The 15,877-nt window shown below is 69.1% G+C and carries 22 protein-coding genes; 7 read left to right on the top strand and 15 right to left on the bottom strand.

The annotated features are described in order from the left end of the window. Window positions 1-57 precede the first annotated feature (57 nt). On the top strand, window positions 58-210 hold the full coding sequence (locus ACE3TA_RS17820; RefSeq protein ID WP_374575662.1) for a hypothetical protein: 153 nt from the start codon (window positions 58-60) through the stop codon (window positions 208-210). A gap of 3 nt (window positions 211-213) precedes the next feature. Here ACE3TA_RS17820 and ACE3TA_RS17815 read toward each other — a convergent pair whose 3' ends face one another. Beyond that, window positions 214-2,136 (bottom strand): CocE/NonD family hydrolase, encoded by a 1,923-nt coding sequence (locus tag ACE3TA_RS17815; RefSeq protein ID WP_374575661.1) that lies wholly within the window; start codon window positions 2,134-2,136, stop codon window positions 214-216. Window positions 2,137-2,266: 130 nt separating this feature from the next. Here ACE3TA_RS17815 and ACE3TA_RS17810 point away from each other — a divergent pair, with 130 nt between their 5' ends. Both ACE3TA_RS17810 and ACE3TA_RS17805 read left to right on the top strand, forming a co-directional pair. Beyond that, window positions 2,267-2,821: a methylated-DNA--[protein]-cysteine S-methyltransferase gene (locus ACE3TA_RS17810; protein WP_374575660.1), complete on the top strand. Its 555-nt coding sequence runs from the start codon at window positions 2,267-2,269 to the stop codon at window positions 2,819-2,821. 2 nt (window positions 2,822-2,823) lie between these two features. Next, on the top strand, window positions 2,824-3,234 hold the full coding sequence (locus ACE3TA_RS17805; RefSeq protein WP_374575659.1) for an SRPBCC family protein: 411 nt from the start codon (window positions 2,824-2,826) through the stop codon (window positions 3,232-3,234). Here the strand turns inward: ACE3TA_RS17805 and ACE3TA_RS17800 are convergent. The 6 genes from ACE3TA_RS17800 to purC are packed head-to-tail and all read right to left on the bottom strand — an operon-like array spanning window position 3,204 to window position 6,732. Beyond that, window positions 3,204-4,172, bottom strand: coding sequence for an endonuclease/exonuclease/phosphatase family protein (locus tag ACE3TA_RS17800; RefSeq protein WP_374575658.1), 969 nt, complete (start codon window positions 4,170-4,172; stop codon window positions 3,204-3,206). The two genes, ACE3TA_RS17805 and ACE3TA_RS17800, sit on opposite strands and share 31 nt — an antisense overlap. A 57-nt stretch (window positions 4,173-4,229) precedes the next feature. After that, on the bottom strand, window positions 4,230-4,892 hold the full coding sequence (gene purQ, locus ACE3TA_RS17795; RefSeq protein ID WP_374575657.1) for a phosphoribosylformylglycinamidine synthase subunit PurQ: 663 nt from the start codon (window positions 4,890-4,892) through the stop codon (window positions 4,230-4,232). A 10-nt stretch (window positions 4,893-4,902) separates the two neighbouring features. Continuing rightward, entirely contained in the window at window positions 4,903-5,388 is a 486-nt protein-coding gene (locus tag ACE3TA_RS17790; protein ID WP_374575656.1) for a DUF3291 domain-containing protein, read from the bottom strand. Then, a complete protein-coding gene (locus ACE3TA_RS17785) occupies window positions 5,385-5,741 on the bottom strand; it encodes a hypothetical protein (protein ID WP_374575655.1) in 357 nt (118 codons plus the stop codon). Before ACE3TA_RS17785 ends, ACE3TA_RS17790 begins: the two co-directional genes overlap by 4 nt. Next, window positions 5,738-5,977 carry a phosphoribosylformylglycinamidine synthase subunit PurS gene (gene purS, locus ACE3TA_RS17780; protein ID WP_374575654.1) on the bottom strand — a complete coding sequence of 80 codons (240 nt, stop codon included), beginning with the start codon at window positions 5,975-5,977 and terminating at the stop codon, window positions 5,738-5,740. Before purS ends, ACE3TA_RS17785 begins: the two co-directional genes overlap by 4 nt. Continuing rightward, complete coding sequence (gene purC, locus ACE3TA_RS17775) at window positions 5,977-6,732, bottom strand: phosphoribosylaminoimidazolesuccinocarboxamide synthase (RefSeq protein ID WP_374575653.1); 756 nt, start codon at window positions 6,730-6,732, stop codon at window positions 5,977-5,979. Before purC ends, purS begins: the two co-directional genes overlap by 1 nt. A 247-nt stretch (window positions 6,733-6,979) precedes the next feature. Between purC and ACE3TA_RS17770 the strand changes: the two genes are divergently transcribed. After that, window positions 6,980-7,303 (top strand): DUF1476 domain-containing protein, encoded by a 324-nt coding sequence (locus ACE3TA_RS17770; protein WP_374575652.1) that lies wholly within the window; start codon window positions 6,980-6,982, stop codon window positions 7,301-7,303. Window positions 7,304-7,755: 452 nt separating this feature from the next. Here ACE3TA_RS17770 and ACE3TA_RS17765 read toward each other — a convergent pair whose 3' ends face one another. Beyond that, on the bottom strand, window positions 7,756-8,367 hold the full coding sequence (locus tag ACE3TA_RS17765; RefSeq protein ID WP_374575651.1) for a 2-hydroxychromene-2-carboxylate isomerase: 612 nt from the start codon (window positions 8,365-8,367) through the stop codon (window positions 7,756-7,758). Between the two features lie 14 nt (window positions 8,368-8,381). Further along, complete coding sequence (locus ACE3TA_RS17760; protein ID WP_374575650.1) at window positions 8,382-9,128, bottom strand: SDR family NAD(P)-dependent oxidoreductase; 747 nt, start codon at window positions 9,126-9,128, stop codon at window positions 8,382-8,384. 95 nt (window positions 9,129-9,223) lie between these two features. On the opposite strand from ACE3TA_RS17760, the gene ACE3TA_RS17755 reads away from it, so the two are divergent. After that, window positions 9,224-9,685: a winged helix-turn-helix transcriptional regulator gene (locus tag ACE3TA_RS17755; RefSeq protein ID WP_374575649.1), complete on the top strand. Its 462-nt coding sequence runs from the start codon at window positions 9,224-9,226 to the stop codon at window positions 9,683-9,685. On the opposite strand, the gene ACE3TA_RS17750 is transcribed toward ACE3TA_RS17755, so the two are convergent. From ACE3TA_RS17750 to ACE3TA_RS17735, 4 genes are all read right to left on the bottom strand, one after another. Continuing rightward, window positions 9,682-10,173 (bottom strand): hypothetical protein, encoded by a 492-nt coding sequence (locus tag ACE3TA_RS17750; protein ID WP_374575648.1) that lies wholly within the window; start codon window positions 10,171-10,173, stop codon window positions 9,682-9,684. The two genes, ACE3TA_RS17755 and ACE3TA_RS17750, sit on opposite strands and share 4 nt — an antisense overlap. Continuing rightward, complete coding sequence (locus tag ACE3TA_RS17745; RefSeq protein WP_374575647.1) at window positions 10,170-10,790, bottom strand: TetR/AcrR family transcriptional regulator; 621 nt, start codon at window positions 10,788-10,790, stop codon at window positions 10,170-10,172. Before ACE3TA_RS17745 ends, ACE3TA_RS17750 begins: the two co-directional genes overlap by 4 nt. Before the next feature lie 63 nt (window positions 10,791-10,853). After that, window positions 10,854-11,204 carry a UrcA family protein gene (locus ACE3TA_RS17740; RefSeq protein ID WP_374575646.1) on the bottom strand — a complete coding sequence of 117 codons (351 nt, stop codon included), beginning with the start codon at window positions 11,202-11,204 and terminating at the stop codon, window positions 10,854-10,856. 139 nt (window positions 11,205-11,343) lie between these two features. Next, window positions 11,344-12,915 (bottom strand): winged helix-turn-helix domain-containing protein, encoded by a 1,572-nt coding sequence (locus ACE3TA_RS17735; protein WP_374575645.1) that lies wholly within the window; start codon window positions 12,913-12,915, stop codon window positions 11,344-11,346. 165 nt (window positions 12,916-13,080) lie between these two features. On the opposite strand from ACE3TA_RS17735, the gene ACE3TA_RS17730 reads away from it, so the two are divergent. Further along, window positions 13,081-13,551: a cupin domain-containing protein gene (locus tag ACE3TA_RS17730; RefSeq protein ID WP_374575644.1), complete on the top strand. Its 471-nt coding sequence runs from the start codon at window positions 13,081-13,083 to the stop codon at window positions 13,549-13,551. A gap of 7 nt (window positions 13,552-13,558) precedes the next feature. Here the strand turns inward: ACE3TA_RS17730 and ACE3TA_RS17725 are convergent, their stop codons facing one another. After that, window positions 13,559-14,566 carry a cupin domain-containing protein gene (locus ACE3TA_RS17725; protein WP_374575643.1) on the bottom strand — a complete coding sequence of 336 codons (1,008 nt, stop codon included), beginning with the start codon at window positions 14,564-14,566 and terminating at the stop codon, window positions 13,559-13,561. A gap of 59 nt (window positions 14,567-14,625) precedes the next feature. Between ACE3TA_RS17725 and ACE3TA_RS17720 the strand changes: the two genes are divergently transcribed. Beyond that, the gene (locus ACE3TA_RS17720; protein WP_374575642.1) at window positions 14,626-14,994 is read left to right on the top strand and encodes a DsrE family protein; all 369 of its coding nucleotides are present in this window, start codon (window positions 14,626-14,628) and stop codon (window positions 14,992-14,994) included. A gap of 21 nt (window positions 14,995-15,015) precedes the next feature. On the opposite strand, the gene ACE3TA_RS17715 is transcribed toward ACE3TA_RS17720, so the two are convergent. Further along, window positions 15,016-15,810: an enoyl-CoA hydratase/isomerase family protein gene (locus tag ACE3TA_RS17715; RefSeq protein WP_374575641.1), complete on the bottom strand. Its 795-nt coding sequence runs from the start codon at window positions 15,808-15,810 to the stop codon at window positions 15,016-15,018. Window positions 15,811-15,877: the final 67 nt, after the last annotated feature.

Raw genomic sequence — 15,877 nt, 5'->3', positions numbered from 1 at the left:
GGTTCGGTTCATCCAGGGCGCGCCGCGGCCCGGCGCGCCAGCGCGAGAGGACCAGTCATGGAGCCGAAGACGGATCGGACCTCGCAGCATCAGCGGACCCATCCCCAGCGGCCGAGCCCGCCCCAGCAGCACAGGCAGGGCCCCGCCCGGACCGAGCGCGGGCCGCCGCATCTGGACATGCGCACCCGCCCGAGCCCGGAGACCGACTAGGGGCTAGTCCGTCACCACCGGCAGTTCGATGGCGCTGGCGCTCGCCCCGCCGTGGAACACCTTGATGGTGGCCTTCTGGTAGTCGCCCGGCTTGGCGAAGAAGATGTTCGGCACGAAGGTCTGCGGATTGCGGTCGTAGAGCGGGAACCAGCTCGACTGGATCTGCACCATGATCCGGTGGCCCGGCAGGAACACGTGGTCGGCGTTGGGTAGGGCGAAGTGGTAGCGCTCGACCTTGCCGGCGGTGATCGCCTCGGGCTTGGAGAAGCTCTTGCGATAGCGGCCGCGGAAGATGTCCATGGCCACGCCCAGCTCGAAGCCGCCCATCTTCGGATCGGAGGGCGCTTCGTCCGGATAGACGTCGATCAGCTTGACCACGAAGTCGCCGTCCGTGCCGGTGGTGGAGGCGTAGAGGTCGACCACCGGGGCGCCGGCGATCTTCACCGGGGCGGTGAGTTCGTCCGTGACGTAGGTGAGCACGTCGGTGCGGTCGGCGGCGAAGCGCTGGTCGCGCACCAGCCAGGTGCGCCAGGCCTCGCCGTCGGCGAAGCTGACGGGCCGGGGCTGGTAGGGCACCGGCTTGGCCGGGTCGGAGACATAGTCGTCGGCGCCCGCCGAGCCGGCGTCGCCGCCGAGGCCGAGGGAGAAGCCGGACTTCAGATAGAGCGGCGTCATGGCGGTCTGGCAGCCGCTCTGGCAGGCGAGCGGCCAGGCCTTCTGGCGGGTCCAGCGGTTGGTCCCGCTCTCGAAGATGAACACCGGCGGGGTGTCGGCCTTGGGCGCGCCGTCCTTCAGGTACTGGTCGAAGAAGGGCTTGAGCACCTCGGTGCGGAATTGCAGGGCCGTGTCGCCCTCGAACTTCAGCTCGCCCAGCTCATAGCCGGAATAGTTCACCCCGCTGTGGCGCCAGGGGCCGATCACCAGGAAGTTCTTGTCGTTGTTCACGTCCTTGGTCTCGGTGGCGGCGTAGGCGTGGGCCGCGCCCCACATGTCCTCCTGGTCCCAGAGCGCGCCGATCCACATGGTCGGCACCTTCAGCGGCTTGCCGGCGAGGATCTTGTCGAGCGCCTGCTCCTGCCAGAAGGCGTCATAGGCCGGATGCTCGATGGTCTTGCGCCACCAGGGGATCTGCTCAAGGCCCGCGGCCTTGGCGTAGGCGCCGGCCGAGCCCGCCCGGCGGAAGGTCTCGTAGTCGTCGTAGGCGCCGCGGGGGATGTCGTCGCCGGCGCCCTTGGCGGTGAGCTGGTCGGTGAAATAGTCGAGGTTCACCTGCCTGAACGCGCCGTAGTGGAACCAGTCGTCGCCCATCCAGCCGTCGATCATCGGGCTCTGCGGCGCGGCCACCTTCAGCGCCGGGTGCGGATCGGTCAGCGCCATGGCGACGGTGAAGCCCTCGTAGGAGGAGCCGATCATGCCGACCTTGCCGTTGGTCTCGGGCACGTTCTTCACCAGCCAGTCGATGGTGTCGTAGGCGTCGGTGGCGTGGTCGATCTCGGAGCTGTTCAGCGGCCCGCGCGCCGGGCGGGTCATGATGTACTGGCCCTCGGAGCGGTACTTGCCGCGCACGTCCTGGAAAACGCGGATGTAGCCGTCCTCGACGAAGGGCTCGTCCATCTGCGGCAGCTCGGCCAGCATGTGCGGGCTCTCGTAGCGGGCGGCGCGCTTGGCGGCGTTGTAGGGCGTGCGGGTCAGCAGGATCGGGGCGTTCTTCGCGCCCTTGGGGATGACGATCACCGTGTAGAGCTTCACCCCGTCGCGCATGGGGATCATCTCCTCGCGCTTGACGTAGTCGTAGCTGTCGGTCGGCGCCTTGAAATTCTCGACCAGATCCGGGGTCATCGGCGGCGTCTGGGCCGCGCCCGGCAGGGCGGCGAAGGCCAGGAGGGCGGACGCGCAGGCGGCGCGCAGCAGGAGAGGGCGGAACATCGGCGGGGCCTTCGTGGCGGGACAAGTTTGACGGGCACCTTAGCCGGGATTCTTCCGGCGGCGGAAAGCCGGGCCGATCGCGTCCGTTTCCCGCGATCATCGCCCGGGGCGCGGTGCTAACGTCGCGGCCATGAGCAAAGCCGTCGGATACGCCCTGTTTCCCACCGCGCTCGGCCTTCTGGGCCTGGCCTGGAGCGAAAGCGCGATCGTGGGCGTGCAGCTCCCGGAGGCCGACGAAGCCGCCGCCCGCGCGCGGCTGGCGCGGCGCCATCCCCAGGCGCGGGAGGCCGCGCCGCCGGCCTGGGTCGAGGCGGCGATCGAGGGCGTTCGGCGGCTGATGGCCGGCGAGAAGCTCGACCTCCTGGAGACGCCGCTGGACTACGGCGCCGCGCCCGAGCTGCACCGGCGCATCTATGAGGTGGTGCGGGCGATCCCGCCGGGACGCACCATGACCTACGGCGAGGTGGCCAGGGCCGTGGGCGAGCCCCACGCGGCCCAGGCCGTGGGCCAGGCGATGGGCAAGAATCCATGCCCGGTGATCATGCCCTGCCACCGGGTGCTGGGGGCGGACGGCAAGATGGGCGGCTTCTCCGCGCCGGGCGGGGTGGCGACCAAGCGCAGGCTGCTGGAGATCGAGGGCGCGACGAGCATCGAGGCGCTGCCCCTGTTCGGAGGAAAGGACTGAGGATGGCTTCGATCCGCAAGGAGATGGCCCTGCCGCTGGCGGCTGAGGCCGTGTGGAACGTGTTCGCCGACGTGGGCGCGGTGCATACCCGCCTGGCGCCCGGTTTCGTCACTGACTGCGTGCTGGAGGAGGGATCGCGCCTGGTGACCTTCGCCAACGGCGTGACCGTGCGCGAACTCCTGGTGGACGTGGACGACGCGCGCCGGCGCCTGGCCTATTCGGTGGCCGGCGGGTCGGCGAGCCACCACCACGCCACGTTCGAGGTGCTCCCCGAGGGCGAGGGCAGCCGGCTGGTCTGGACCGCCGACGTCCTGCCGCACGAGGTGGCGCCGGTGTTCGAGATGATGATGTCCCAGGGCATGGAGACCATGGCCCGCAGCTTTCAGACGCCGAACTCCACCCACAGCGGGTGATGGTCGCTGAGGCGCCAGGAGAGCTGCACGGTGGTTAGATCCTTCAGCACCGCGCCGTCGAATTCGATCCCGCCGGCCTGGCGGAAGTCCATCGTCAGGTAGGGCTTGCCCTTCACGGTCTGGAACCAGGCGATCTGGTCGAAGAAGCTCTTCAGGTCCGGATGCTCGATCGACGAGAAGAGGGTGCGCGGCACCTTCTCCAAGCCCGGCGCGGGGGTCAGGCCCGTGGAGGTGAAGGCCTGCCAGAGCGGATCGCCCTTCCGGTCGATGTTGAAGTCGCCCATGCAGATCAGGTTCTGGCCGTAGTCGTCCATCTGCTCGGCCCAGTTGCGCAGCCACTTGGCGATGGCGGTGAGCTCCCTCACGCGGTCGCCGGGACCCTGGCCGTAGTTCACGTGCAGGGTGACCAGCACGAAGGTCTTGTCGCCGCGCAGGAAGCTGACGGCGTAGGGCGTGCGCACGAACTGGCGCTGGAAGGCGTTGGCGGCGTCGGAAAGCTTGTCGTTCAGGTCCTCCGGGACCACCAGCTCGCAGGCCAGGCCGGACAGCTTGATCCGCTGGGTGTCGAAGATGAAGGCCAGGCGCTCGTCGTTGCCGGGGCCGCCGCGGGTGACGTCGGTCAGGACGAAGCCCCAGCGGGGACCGAGCTTCTTCAGCGTGTGGCGCAGGGCGCGCAGGTTGGCCTTGACCTCCTGCACGGCGATCACGTCGAAGCGCGACAGGATCTCGGCGATCAGCACGGCGGCGTGGAAGTCGCGGCGCGGAGAATCCCCGTCCTGGCTGGCCCACTTCTTGGTCAGGTCGCCGAAGGCGCGGACGTTCCAGGTGGCGATCACCAGGTTGTCGCCGGCCTTGGCGGGCACGCCGGCGAGCCTGGGCTGAAGCGCGGCGAGATCGTCCAGCACCGCCTGGGGCGGGGGATCGGTGATTTCGGCCATCGGAGCCTCCGCTCGACCTATGCGAGCATCAGCCTAACGGGGCCTGGTGACAAGAGATCAGGCGCTGGCCAGGGCGCTCTGGAACAGGATCGCCCCGTCGGCCGAACCCAGCTCGGCCTCGAAGGCACGGTCCGGGTGAGGCATCATGCCCAGCACGTTGCCGCGGGCGTTGACGACGCCGGCGATGTCGCGGGCCGAGCCGTTGGGATTGTCCTCGTAGCGGAACACCACCTGGCCCTCGCCCTCCAGCCGGTCGAGCGTGGCCTCGTCGGCGAAGAAATTGCCCTCGCCGTTGCCGATGGTCATGGTCACCGAGCGGCGGCCGGCGTAGCCGGCGGTGAAGCGCGTCTGGGCGTTGGTGACCTCCAGCGCCACGGGCTTGCAGACGTACTTCAGCTTTTCGTTGCGCAGCAGGGCGCCGGGCAACAGGCCCGCCTCGCACAGGATCTGGAAGCCGTTGCAGATGCCCACCGTCGCCACGCCGCGCTCGGCGGCGGCCTTGACCTCGGCCATCACCGGCGAGAGCGCCGCCATGGCCCCGCAGCGCAGGTAGTCGCCGTAGGAAAAGCCGCCGGGCAGGACGATCAGGTCCAGGCCCTGGGGCAGGGCCGTCTCGCCGTGCCAGACCATGTCCACCTTGGCGCCGGTGGAGCGCTCCACGGCGACCTTGCAGTCGCGGTCGCAGTTGGATCCGGGGAAGACGATGACGGCGGCTTTCATGGCGGGCTTCCTAGGCGCATTCGTCGAGGATGGGGAGGGGGCGTTGCGCCAGATCGGGCGTCGGGAAGATCTGGCGGAAGGTGAAGGCCTGGTCCGTCGGGCCCAGGCGCTGCAGCGTCTCCAGCCGCGCGCGGCCCTCGGCGGGCGTGGGAACGTGGCCCTCGGGGATCCACCACAGGGCCATGTAGCCGCCCATCGGCTCGAACCATTCGCGGCGGCGGCGCATGAACTGGACGTGCTCGGAGCGGTAGACGAAGGCGCCGAGCGCCTGCGGCGTCTCCCACACCGACATGTTGATCTGGATGGCCGGGTCGTCGAAGGCCAGGATGTCGGTGGCGTTGTCGCCGTCCCCGGTCAGGCGCCAGACGAAGCCCGGCGAGGCCTCGGCGAGGGCGTTGATCTTGCCGAGGTTGTTCACGAAGTCGGCCACGACCGGCGAGTCGAGCGGGGCGAGCAGCCGGCCGATGTTGATCTGCGCCAGGTGAAAGCCGCTCATTTCTTCCTCGCTCCGCTCAGGGACGACAGATAGGCGAGAAGCTGGTCATAGCCAGCCTTGTCGCCGAAGGCGCAGCCGGTGGTCTCGCCGCCGACCTGGCGGATGATCGCCGGATGTCCGGGCGCGCCGGGCCGGGTGATCACGTAGGAGACCTTGCCGTCCTCGGCGTTGATGTAGCGGTAGGGCTCGCCGGGCGCCTCGGCCTCGGTGAAGCTGGGCTGGGCGGCGATCGCCTGGGAGAGGGGCTCGAAGCCCTTGGCGCAGTCCAGCGCCACCGGCGCGGGGCCGGGCGCGGGCCCCTGCGAACAGGCGCCGAGCGCCAGAAGGAGAAGGAAGGCCGCCGGCCGGCTCACGCCACCTCGACGCGGTAGCTTTCGATGACCGTGTTGGCCAGGAGCTTCTCGCACATGGCCTTGACCTCGGCCTCGGCCTCGGCGGGGTCGGCGGCCTTGAGATCGAACTCGATGGTCTTGCCCACCCGCACGTCGGCCACGTCGGCCCAGCCCAGGCCGTGCAGGGCGCTTTCGACGGCCTTGCCCTGGACGTCCAGGACGCCGGGCTTGAGGAACACGTGGACCTTGGCTTTCACTAGTGCAGACCTCCTTGGATCACCGTCGGCATCTCCTTCATGATGCCCAGGCGCCGGGCGACTTCGGTGTAGCTCTCGATGACGTCGCCCATGTCCCGGCGGAAGCGGTCCTTGTCCAGCTTCTCGTTGGTCTGGGCGTCCCACAGGCGGCAGGAATCGGGGCTGATCTCGTCGGCCAGGATCACGCGCGCGTAGTCGTTCTCCCAGATGCGGCCGAACTCGACCTTGAAGTCCACCAGGGTGATGCCGACCGCGCCGAACATGCCGGACAGGTAGTCGTTCACCCGCAGGGTCAGCGCCATCATGTCGTCGATCTCCTGGGTCGAGGCCCAGTTGAAGGCGGTGATGTGCTCTTCGCTGACGAGCGGGTCGGCGAGCTTGTCGTCCTTCAGGTGGAACTCGATGATCGAGCGCGGCAGGGGCTGGCCCTCGGTCAGGCCGAAGCGCTGGGAGAAGCTGCCCGCGGCGATGTTTCGGCAGACCACCTCGAGGGGAATGATCTCCACCTCGCGGATGAGCTGTTCGCGCAGGTTCAGGCGCTTGATGAAGTGGTTCTGCACGCCGATGGCGTTCAGCCGGCTCATCACGAATTCGCTGATGCGGTTGTTGATGACGCCCTTGCCTTCCAGCACGGCCTTCTTCTGGGCGTTAAAGGCGGTGGCGTCGTCCTTGAAATACTGGATCAGCGTGCCGGGCTCGGGCCCCTCGTAGAGGATCTTGGCCTTGCCCTCATAAATCTTCTTGCGGCGGGTCATCTCTCGCCTTCTCCGGGAGCCAGGGCTGACCGCGCGCGGAAGCGACAAAAAACGCGCGCGACGGGGCGTCCAGCGCGCGCGGCTCCGACTCGGCCTCCGGCTCGATATGAGGCGGCGCGAAATTAGCGGAAGGGCGGGTTCGGCGCAAACATCTCAGTGAGTAGCGAAAATAGCGCGGCGCGTTTCGATTGCGGCGGGCGCGGTCGCAGAGTATGCAACGCCGTCCGTAGCGCTTCCCGGGGAACACATGACCACCTTCGACGATCGTGAGCAGGGCTTCGAGAAAAAGTTTGCGCTCGATCAGGAGCAGGAATTCAAGGCCGGGGCCCGGCGTAACCGCATGCTCGGCGAATGGGCCGCGGGCCTGATGGGCCTGCAAGGCGAACGTGTGGCCGAATACTCCCGCGCGGTGGTGAAGTCGGACCTGGAGCTGCCGGGCGACGAGGATGTGCTGCGCAAGGTGTTCGAGGACCTGAAGGGCTCGGGCGTGCAGGTCACCGAGGGCGACGTGCGCATGAAGATGGCCGAACTGCTGGCCCAGGCGCGCGAGCAGGTGAAGACGGGCAACTAGGCCCGTCGAGGGCGGCGCGGCGCCGCCCTCCGGAAATTCAGGACATCAGACGCAAAAAAGGCGACCCAGTGGGTCGCCCTTCGCCGCTTCGATCTATCCGCGCGAGGCAAGCCTCGGAAGCGCCGCGGACCCCCGTGCCCCACGTCCCATGTTTCAGGGACGCAAGCTCTATTCACCGTCCTTATCGGGCCGCGGCGGCTGACGACAAAGGACTTTCCCGAGCTTGGCCGAAACAAGCTCGCGCCGTGTGCCCTGGCTGCAACAGACGGCTCGCCCCGAAATGGCCTTTTTGCGGACCTTTAGGCGCCGCATGGGCCGGTGAAAGTCTCACCATCGGCCGGTCAAGAGACGTCGCGCTCCGGATCCTGAACAGCCCCCCAGCCCCACGGAACGTGGCGGACCGGCCGACCCCCCCCTCACAAGCGAATCAGCCGCCGGCGGCGGACCGGGCCCTAGGCGGGAATCGCCTGAAGGGCCTCTTCGACCTGAGCCAGCCGGTCCTTGCCGAAGAACATCTCCTCGCCGACGAAGAAGGTGGGGATGCCGAAGACGCCGCGGGCCGCGGCGGCCTCGGTGTTGGCCATCAGCTCGGCCTTGACCTCGGCGTCCTGGGTCGCGGCCAGCAGCGTCTGGCCGTCCAGGCCGGCGGCGTCCAGCACCCGCACGAACACCTCCGGATCGTCCATCTTCTCGCCGTCCTCCCACATGGCCGCCAGCACCGCGTCCAGGTAGCGATCGCCCGCGCCGGCGCGCTGGGCGGCGATCAGGCCGCGCATGATCAGGAGGGTGTTGACCGGGAAGTGCGGGTTGAAGCGGTAGGCCGAAAGGCCGTGCTTCTGCACGAAACGGCGGGTCTCCAGCGCCTCGTAGTCCAGCTTTCCCTTCACGCCGCCGAAGGCGACCATCGGCGGCTGGTTGCCGGTGAGCTTGAAGATCCCGCCCAGGAGGCAGGGGACGAGCTTGACCTCGGCGCCGGTGCGGGCGGCGATGGCCGGCAGGACCTTGCCGGCCAGATAGGCGTTGGGGCTGCCGAAATCGAAGATGAACTCGACGGTGCGGGGCATGTCCTTTGGTCTCCTCACCAGGCCTCGGCCCACGGCCGCAGGTCCATTTCATGGGTCCAGGCCGAGCGCGGCTGGTGGTGCAGCATCACGTAGTTGGCCGCGATGTCCTCGGGCTTGAGGATGCGGTCCTCGGCGAGCAGGTCGTCGACGTTGCCGCGCATGGAGCGGATGAAGACGCCGTCGATGGCGCCGTCGACCACCACGTGGGCCACGTGGATCCCCTTGGGGCCGAGCTCGCGCGCCAGGCTCTGGGCCACGGCGCGCAGGCCGTGCTTGGCCGCGGCGAAGGCCGAAAAGCCCTCGCGTCCGCGCAAGCTGGCGGTGGCGCCGGTGAACAGGATCGTGCCGCGCCCGCGGGGCGTCATCACCCGGGCCGCCTCGCGCCCGGCCAGGAAGCCGGCGAAGCAGGCCATCTCCCAGACCTTGGTGAACACCCGCGCCGTGGTCTCGACCACGCCGAAGCGCACGTTCGCGCCGATGTTGAAGACCACCACCTCCAAGGGGCCGACCTCGCGCTCGATGCGGTCAAACAGGGCGACCATCTCCTCCTCGGCGCGGGCGTCGACGCCGAAGGCGCGGGCCTTGCCGCCGGCCTCGCGGATCGAGGCGGCCAGGGCCTCGAGCTGGTCGATATTGCGCGCCCGGCGGGTGACGCAGACCTCATAGCCGTCGGCGGCGAAGGCGCGGGCGATGGCGCCGCCGACGCCGTCCCCGGCGCCCACGACCAGGCACACGCCCTTGGATTGATCCGGGTTCCCCATCGGCGGCCTCCCATAAGTTTAAAATCTGGACGGACTATGGTATCGAATCTGGACCCAGTCAATCATGGCGGGGGAGACGACGGAGGGGTCCGGCGATGAAGTGGGACGAACTGGCCAAGGAGCCCTGTTCGGTGGCGCGCTCGCTGGCGGTGATCGGCGACCGCTGGACCTTGATGATCCTGCGCGACTGCTTCTTGGGCGTGCGCCGGTTCGAAGCCTTCCAGGCCCGGCTCGGCATCTCGCGCACGATCGTCGCCGACCGGCTGAAGCTGCTGACGGACGAGGGCGTCCTGCGCAAGGCGGCCTATCAGGACGCCCCGGTCCGATACGAGTATCGCCTGACCGACAAGGGCCTGGCGCTCTATCCGGTGATCATGGCGATCGTGAACTGGGGCGATCGGTTCTACGCCGGCGAGGCCGGCCCGCCGCTGCTGCACCAGCACAAGACCTGCGGCCACGACTTCCAGCCGGTGAGCGTCTGCTCCGAATGCGGCGAGCGGCTGGACGCGCGCGAGGTGGAGACCCGGCCGGGGCCGGGCGCCGTGGCGGCGGCCTAGGCGACCGGCGCCGGCGCGGCGGGCGGGCGGCGGCCGAAGCGCTGGCGCAGGGCGTCGATGGTGACGCCGCCCAGGTACTGCGCCTGCATCTCGGCGGTCAGCACCTCGATCATCAGCACGTTCTCGACCCACAATTCGATGACGTCGAAAATGCCGCCGCGATTGCAGCGGACGGTCCGCCAGCCCTCGCGCGCGCCGATGGCGAAGATCTCGTCGGCCGGACGGTCGGTCGCGACCGCCAGGTGGAAGCAGGACTGGCGGCCGGGCGCGGGATCGAGGCTGGGGTGCGCCATGTCCTGGCCTTCGCCGGGCGCGATCGCCTGGTTGCGCGGATAGACCTCGACGGTGGTGTTGCGCGCGTCGCCGGCCATGGCGACGAACCCGCCCGGCCACGGCGGGAAGGGAAAGGCCTCGCCTCGCCAGATCTCGGCGATGACGCGGGCGACATGTTCCGGCTCGTCGGCCGGGATGGAGGCGTGGAAGATCATTTGTCAGCCTTGGGATGAGCGTTGTCGGTTTGGGCGGCGGCCTCGCGTTTGGCCGCCTCCGCCAGGGCCTCGACGGCCCACGCGGCGAGACGTCCCGCCGCTTCGCCCTCGACGCCCCAGTAGTCCTTGAGCGCCTGCCAGGCCGGGGCGGACCCCAGGAGATGGACCAGCGCGCTGAGCTCGGTGAGGCGGGGTTCGGGCAGGTCTCCCACCTTGTCGGCGATGATGCGCCGGATGCCGGCCTGGCGCTCGGGATTGAGCTTCAGGCGGGCCTCGCGGGCCTGGCCGGAGCTGAGCACCGCCCGCATCATCCGCTCGCGCCTGTCCATTTCGGCGAAGGCGGTCGGGCGGCTCGCCAGATAGTCGGCCCAACTGCGCGTGGAGGCTTCCATGCCCAGGGTCTGCTGGACCCTCAGCCAGAACGCCTCGAGCAGGGCCTCCTTGGTGGGGAAGTGGCGATAAACCGTGCGGTCTGAGACCCCGGCCTCCTGGGCGATCTGCAGGAAGGTCAGCTCGTCCAGCCCGGCGTGCGTCAGGACCCGCTCGACGGCGTCGAGGATGGCGTCCCGGTTCGCGCGCTTCTGGCGCTGGTGGAAGGTGGGGGCGTCGTCGTGCATGTCAGCATCACTGACATATGTCAGTGATGCTGACAAGTGGAAAGGCGCGGGTGAGGCGGCGCGTCAGCGTTCCGCCAGCCTGGCCGCCCCCCGCTCGGCGATCGCAAGGCGCAGCGCCGGGCTCTTCTGCGCCGTCTGCTGGACGCTCGCGGCGATGCAGGCGTCCTCGTCGCGATGGAAGTCGTAGCGCCCGCGGCAGAGCATCGTCGCGGCTCGCTCGACCCGCGCCAGCATCTCCTGGCGGTCGTCCTGGTTGGCGAGATTCAGGTCGCGGAAGTAGAGGTGGTAGCTGTTGGAGCCGACGCGCCAGCTATGGTCCTCGGCCGACGCCGGCGCGGCCGTCGCGGCGAGGCAAGCCGCCGCGGTCGCGGCGAACAGGCTGATCATGCCGGCCGCTCTGCTGTTTCTGTTCATGACCGTTCTCCCTACGAGGCGGGCGCAGGAGCGCGCCGGATCGGGGGAACCGTGCCGGGGGGCTCGCCGGGCGTGGAGGACGAGCATCTGATCGAGTGCCGACGGGACCTGATCGAAGCCTGATTTTTCGACGGCCGGCTCAGGCGAGGCGGTAGTCGGGCCGCCGGCCTGCGGCGCGCCAATAGGTCTCCAGGCCGAGCTCGGCGGTGAGGCGCGCGAAGCGCGGATCTGCGCGTAGCGGCTTGGTCGAGGGCTGGAACAGGAACTGCGTCTTGCGGTTTTCGTGCGTCGTATAGGTCCCCTGCGCGACCGTGAAGCGCACGTCGGGAACGACGAAGCCGCGTTCGAAGTAATAGGCCTCCGCGATGGCGAACGCCTCGTCCAGCCGGCCGAACAGGCAGCAGAACTGGATTGCGTTCTCGGCCTTTCCCGAGGCCCGATGGGCGTTGTCCACCTGTGTGGCCACCACCGCGGCGATCTCGGCCGGCGCGCGGCTGCGGGCCGCCCGCGCCACCGCCATGATGTCATCGAATTCCTGCGGCGGAATTCCGCTTGGACGGCCGCTGACGCTGGCTCCCAGAGCGATCGCGCCCTCCGGGTCGCCGCTGTAGAGGTCGATGTAGAACCTGGAGAACCAGATCGCGAATTGGGTTGGATAGAGCGCCACCGCGTCGGCGATCGTGCGGTCGAGCTCCTCGATCCGCTGGGCGCCCCACTGCGTTTGGATCAGGTGATAGTACTGGTCCGGCGAGCGCGGATTTGAGCCTATGCGATTGAGCAAGGCCAGCGCCTCTTCGAACCGCCCGACGCTGCAGAGCACGTCCGCAAGCATCTGCGTAAGGACGACATCGCTCGGACGAACCTTCAGGGCGTGACGAAGGCTGCGTTCGGTGGCCAGCCAACGGCCATTGAACGCCGGCGCCACGCTGAGCGCGACATCCGCATAGATGTTGCCGGGCTCTAGGTCTTGCGCGCGGCGGGCGGCGGCCTGCGCGCGCAGCAGCAGACCCTCCATCTCATCGCGCGGCCGCCAATGGGCGGTGCAGGCGTAGGCGAGGCTCAACAGCCCCCAACCGTCGGCGTATTCGGGCGCGACCTGGGCCACCCGGCGGTACAGCCCGAGGGCCTGACTTTGCCCCTCGGGCGTGTCCTGCGACATGCCCATCGAGGCCTGAACCATCAGGGTCGCGACCTCGGGCGGGACCTGCGCCCGCCCGCGCCGACGAAAAAGGATGGCGCCGCCGCCCGCCGCGCCCGCCACGCCGAGCACGGCCAGGCCGGTCAGGAGCGCGCGGCGGGATGCGATCGACGCACCGGCGGCGCCCCGATCGGGCGTCTCGCCGCCTTGATCGTTCGCGGGCGTTTCGCCGTGCGCTTCGGTCAGCAGCCGGTAGCCGATCTTGGTGATCGTTTCGATCTGGAAGGAGTCCGCGCCGATCCCGGAGGCGGTCTTGCGTAGCCGCGAGATGACGCGATTGATCGCGTCCTCGCCGACGACGCGTCCGTCCCAGCACGACATGATCAGTTCGTCGCGGGTGACGACCGCGCCCTTGGCCTTGGCCAGGGCGATGAGCACCTGCATCACCCGATGCTCAAGCACCTCCCGTTCCCCGTCGTCGCGGACAAGCTCGCGATGGAGGGGGGAAATCGTCAGTCGCCCGACGATGAAGTCCGGCTCGTGCGCCAACGCCACGTGACCTGCATCGGCCATGGCCTGATCCCCAGAATGCTGCGTGCAAGACTATCAAGTCGCCGCCGAACGTCGAGGGCTGCGTTCCGAACGCTGTCGAAAGGTTCAGTTGGATCGGCCGTCCTGCGAAGCCATATGCGCAGGCTGCTGCCATCGGTTGGCGCAGCCTTCTGACAGGGTTGTCCGATGACCCGCAAACTCGACCTCGGCGCCGTGCCCGTCGGGACCGGCTGCAACTACCCCGCGCCCTTCGACGCTTCGTGTCAGGGCCAGGCGTTCCAGAAACTGGCGCGGCACGCCGGGCTCACCCAGTTCGGCGTGAACCTGAACGTCATCGCGCCGGGCGCCTGGTCGAGCCAGCGCCACTGGCACAGCCATGAGGACGAGTTCGTCTGGGTGCTGGAGGGCGAACTCGTGCTGGTGACCGACGGCGGCGAGGAGGTGCTGGGACCGGGCGACTGCGCCGCCTTCAAGGCCGGCGTGGCCGACGGCCATCACCTGGTCAACCGGACCGACCGGCCGGCCAGGGTGCTGGAGATCGGCACGACGGACCCGGAGCACGACCGCTGCGTCTATCCCGACATCGACATGGTCGCCGAGCCGGGCGAGAGCGGCTATCGCCATCGCGACGGAACGCCCTATCCGGTGCGGGACTGACGGCGGCTCAGGCGTCGGCGCGGCGCCTGCGCCAGTCTCCGGGCGGAGCGCCGAAATGGCGTTTGAACGCCCGGCTGAAGGCGGCCTCCGATTCATAGCCGCTCTGGTTGATGACGGCCTTCAGCGGCAGATCGCTCGTCTTCAGTTGCTGGGCGGCGAGCTGCAGGCGCCAGCGCGCCAGGTAGCGCATCGGCGGCAGGTCGAGGAAGTGTTTGAAGCGGTCGGCCAGCACTGAGCGCGAGGCGCCGACGTCGCGCGCCAGGCGCTCGACGCTCCAGTCCTCCAGCGGGGCGCGGTGCAGCAGCCGCAACGCCGCGCCGACCACCGGATCCTTGAAGGCGGCGAACCAGCCCACCTCGTCTTCCGACAGGCCCTGGAGGTAGTTGCGCAGGATCTCGACGAACATCAGCTCGGTCAGCCGCGGCAGCATTCCGCGCGAGCCGGACTGCGGACGGCTGGCCTGCTCGACGGTGTGGCGGATGGTGGTGGCGAGCCAGTCATCCGCGGTGGCGGATGCATGACTGACGTGCAGCACGCCGGGCAGGTGGCGCACCAGCGGGTGGAACAGGAGCTCGTCGCACTGCAGGAAGCCGCAGAGGATGCCCGTGCTGGGGCCGTCGCCTCCGTGCGTCACGACCGGGATGTCGCTCCAGGGCGGCGGCGGCAGGAGGCGGCAGAGGTCCGCCGCGGCCGCCGAGCCGGCGCCGCTGAGCAGATGGCGCTCGCCGTAGGGCAGGATCACCGCGTCGCCGGCGCGCAGCTCCAACGCCGCCGCGCCTGGCGCCTCCAGCCGGCAGCCGCCCCAGGCGATCAGGTGGAACGGAATGATGTGCTCGGTGCGGAACGGCAGCATCCGCGCGAGCTGCGCGGCGTCGGGCGTGTCCACCGACCAGGGATCGGTGAATTCGCCCCGGAACAGGATCATCCCCGTCAGGTTCATGCCCGCCAGGAGATCCGAGAGCGGATCGTCGGACAGTCCCGGCGTTTTGGAGAAGGCTGGCGGCGTTCCGGTCATGGCCTGTGTCGAGCTGGCGGTTAGCTTGAACTCAATCGAAAACACAGAGGAGAGCGCCCATGGCCGCCGACAAGCGCGACCTGGTTGTAGTGATTACCCACGGCATTGACCATGAGTTGTCATCAGCCGGCCTGATCATCGCCCTCGGCGGCATGACCGCCGGGCTGAACGTCTCGATCTTCCTGACCAGTTCCGGCGTGGACATCGTGCGCCGCGGCGCCGCGGACACCACCCACGTCAAGCCGCTCGAACCGCTGGCGGGCATGCTGAGCGACTTCCTTGGCCGCGGCGGCGCCCTCTGGGCCTGCACCCCCTGCGTGAAGGCCCGCGGCTATGAGCAGGAGCACCTCATCGACGGCGTCGTCATCACCGGCGCGAGCCTGATGCATGAGAAGATCAAGGCCGGCGCGGCGACGCTCAGCTTCTGAGCGCCGCCGGGCCCCGGCCCGTCAGCGCCCCTGGAACACCGGCCTGCGCTTTTCCAGGAAGGCCTTGCGGGCCTCCTTGCCGTCCTCGCTGCCGAAGGCGCGGCCGATGTTGGAGACCTCGTAGCGGAGCTGCTGCTCCATGTCGTGGGACTCATAGGACTTCACGATCCCCCGCTTGAGCAGGCGCATGGTGATCGGCGACCAGTCGCACAGGGACTGGGCGTATTCGGCGAGCCGGTCCTGGAAGGCGTCGTCGCCGACGCATTCGCCGGCCATGCCCCAGTCCACCGCGTCCTGGCCCACCAGGGTGCGGTTCTCCATCATGAAGCGCATGGCCCGCTCGTAACCCATGGCCTGGGGCAGGGTGATGGTCAGGCCCGCGTCGGGCGAGCCGCCGATGCGGGTGTAGCCGGCCATCAGCCGGGCGCTGGAGGCGATCAGGCGCACGTCGCAGGCCATGGCCAGGCCCAGGCCGGCGCCGACGGCGACGCCGTTGATCCCGCCCACTACCGGCTTGTCGCAGCGCTTGCGGATGGCCAGGAGGAAGTTGCCGACCCAGCCGATGTCGTCGAGCTGGGCGGTCATCGGCGTGTGCGGCGAATAGGGCTCGGAGCCGCCCAGGTCGAGGCCGGCGCAGAAGGCGTCACCCGTGCCGGTGACGACGACGACCCAGACGTTGTCGTCCTTCGCCGCGGCCTCGACCGCCTCGACGACGCCCCAGGCCAGTTGCAGGTTCAGCGCGTTCTTCTTTTCCGGCCGGTTGAGCCGGATCGTGCGCACGTGTCCGGCGTCGGTCGTTTCGACGAGCTTGCCCATGGCGCTCCCCTCCCTGTTCTTTGCGGCGCCAGGATGGACGCGCCGGCCGAGGGTTTCCAGCCTTTCC

This window comes from Phenylobacterium sp. (assembly GCF_041916435.1).
Taxonomy (GTDB): Bacteria; Pseudomonadota; Alphaproteobacteria; order Caulobacterales; family Caulobacteraceae; genus Phenylobacterium.
Note: the sequence above shows the minus strand (reverse complement) of the source record. Positions and strands in the feature narration are given on the sequence as shown.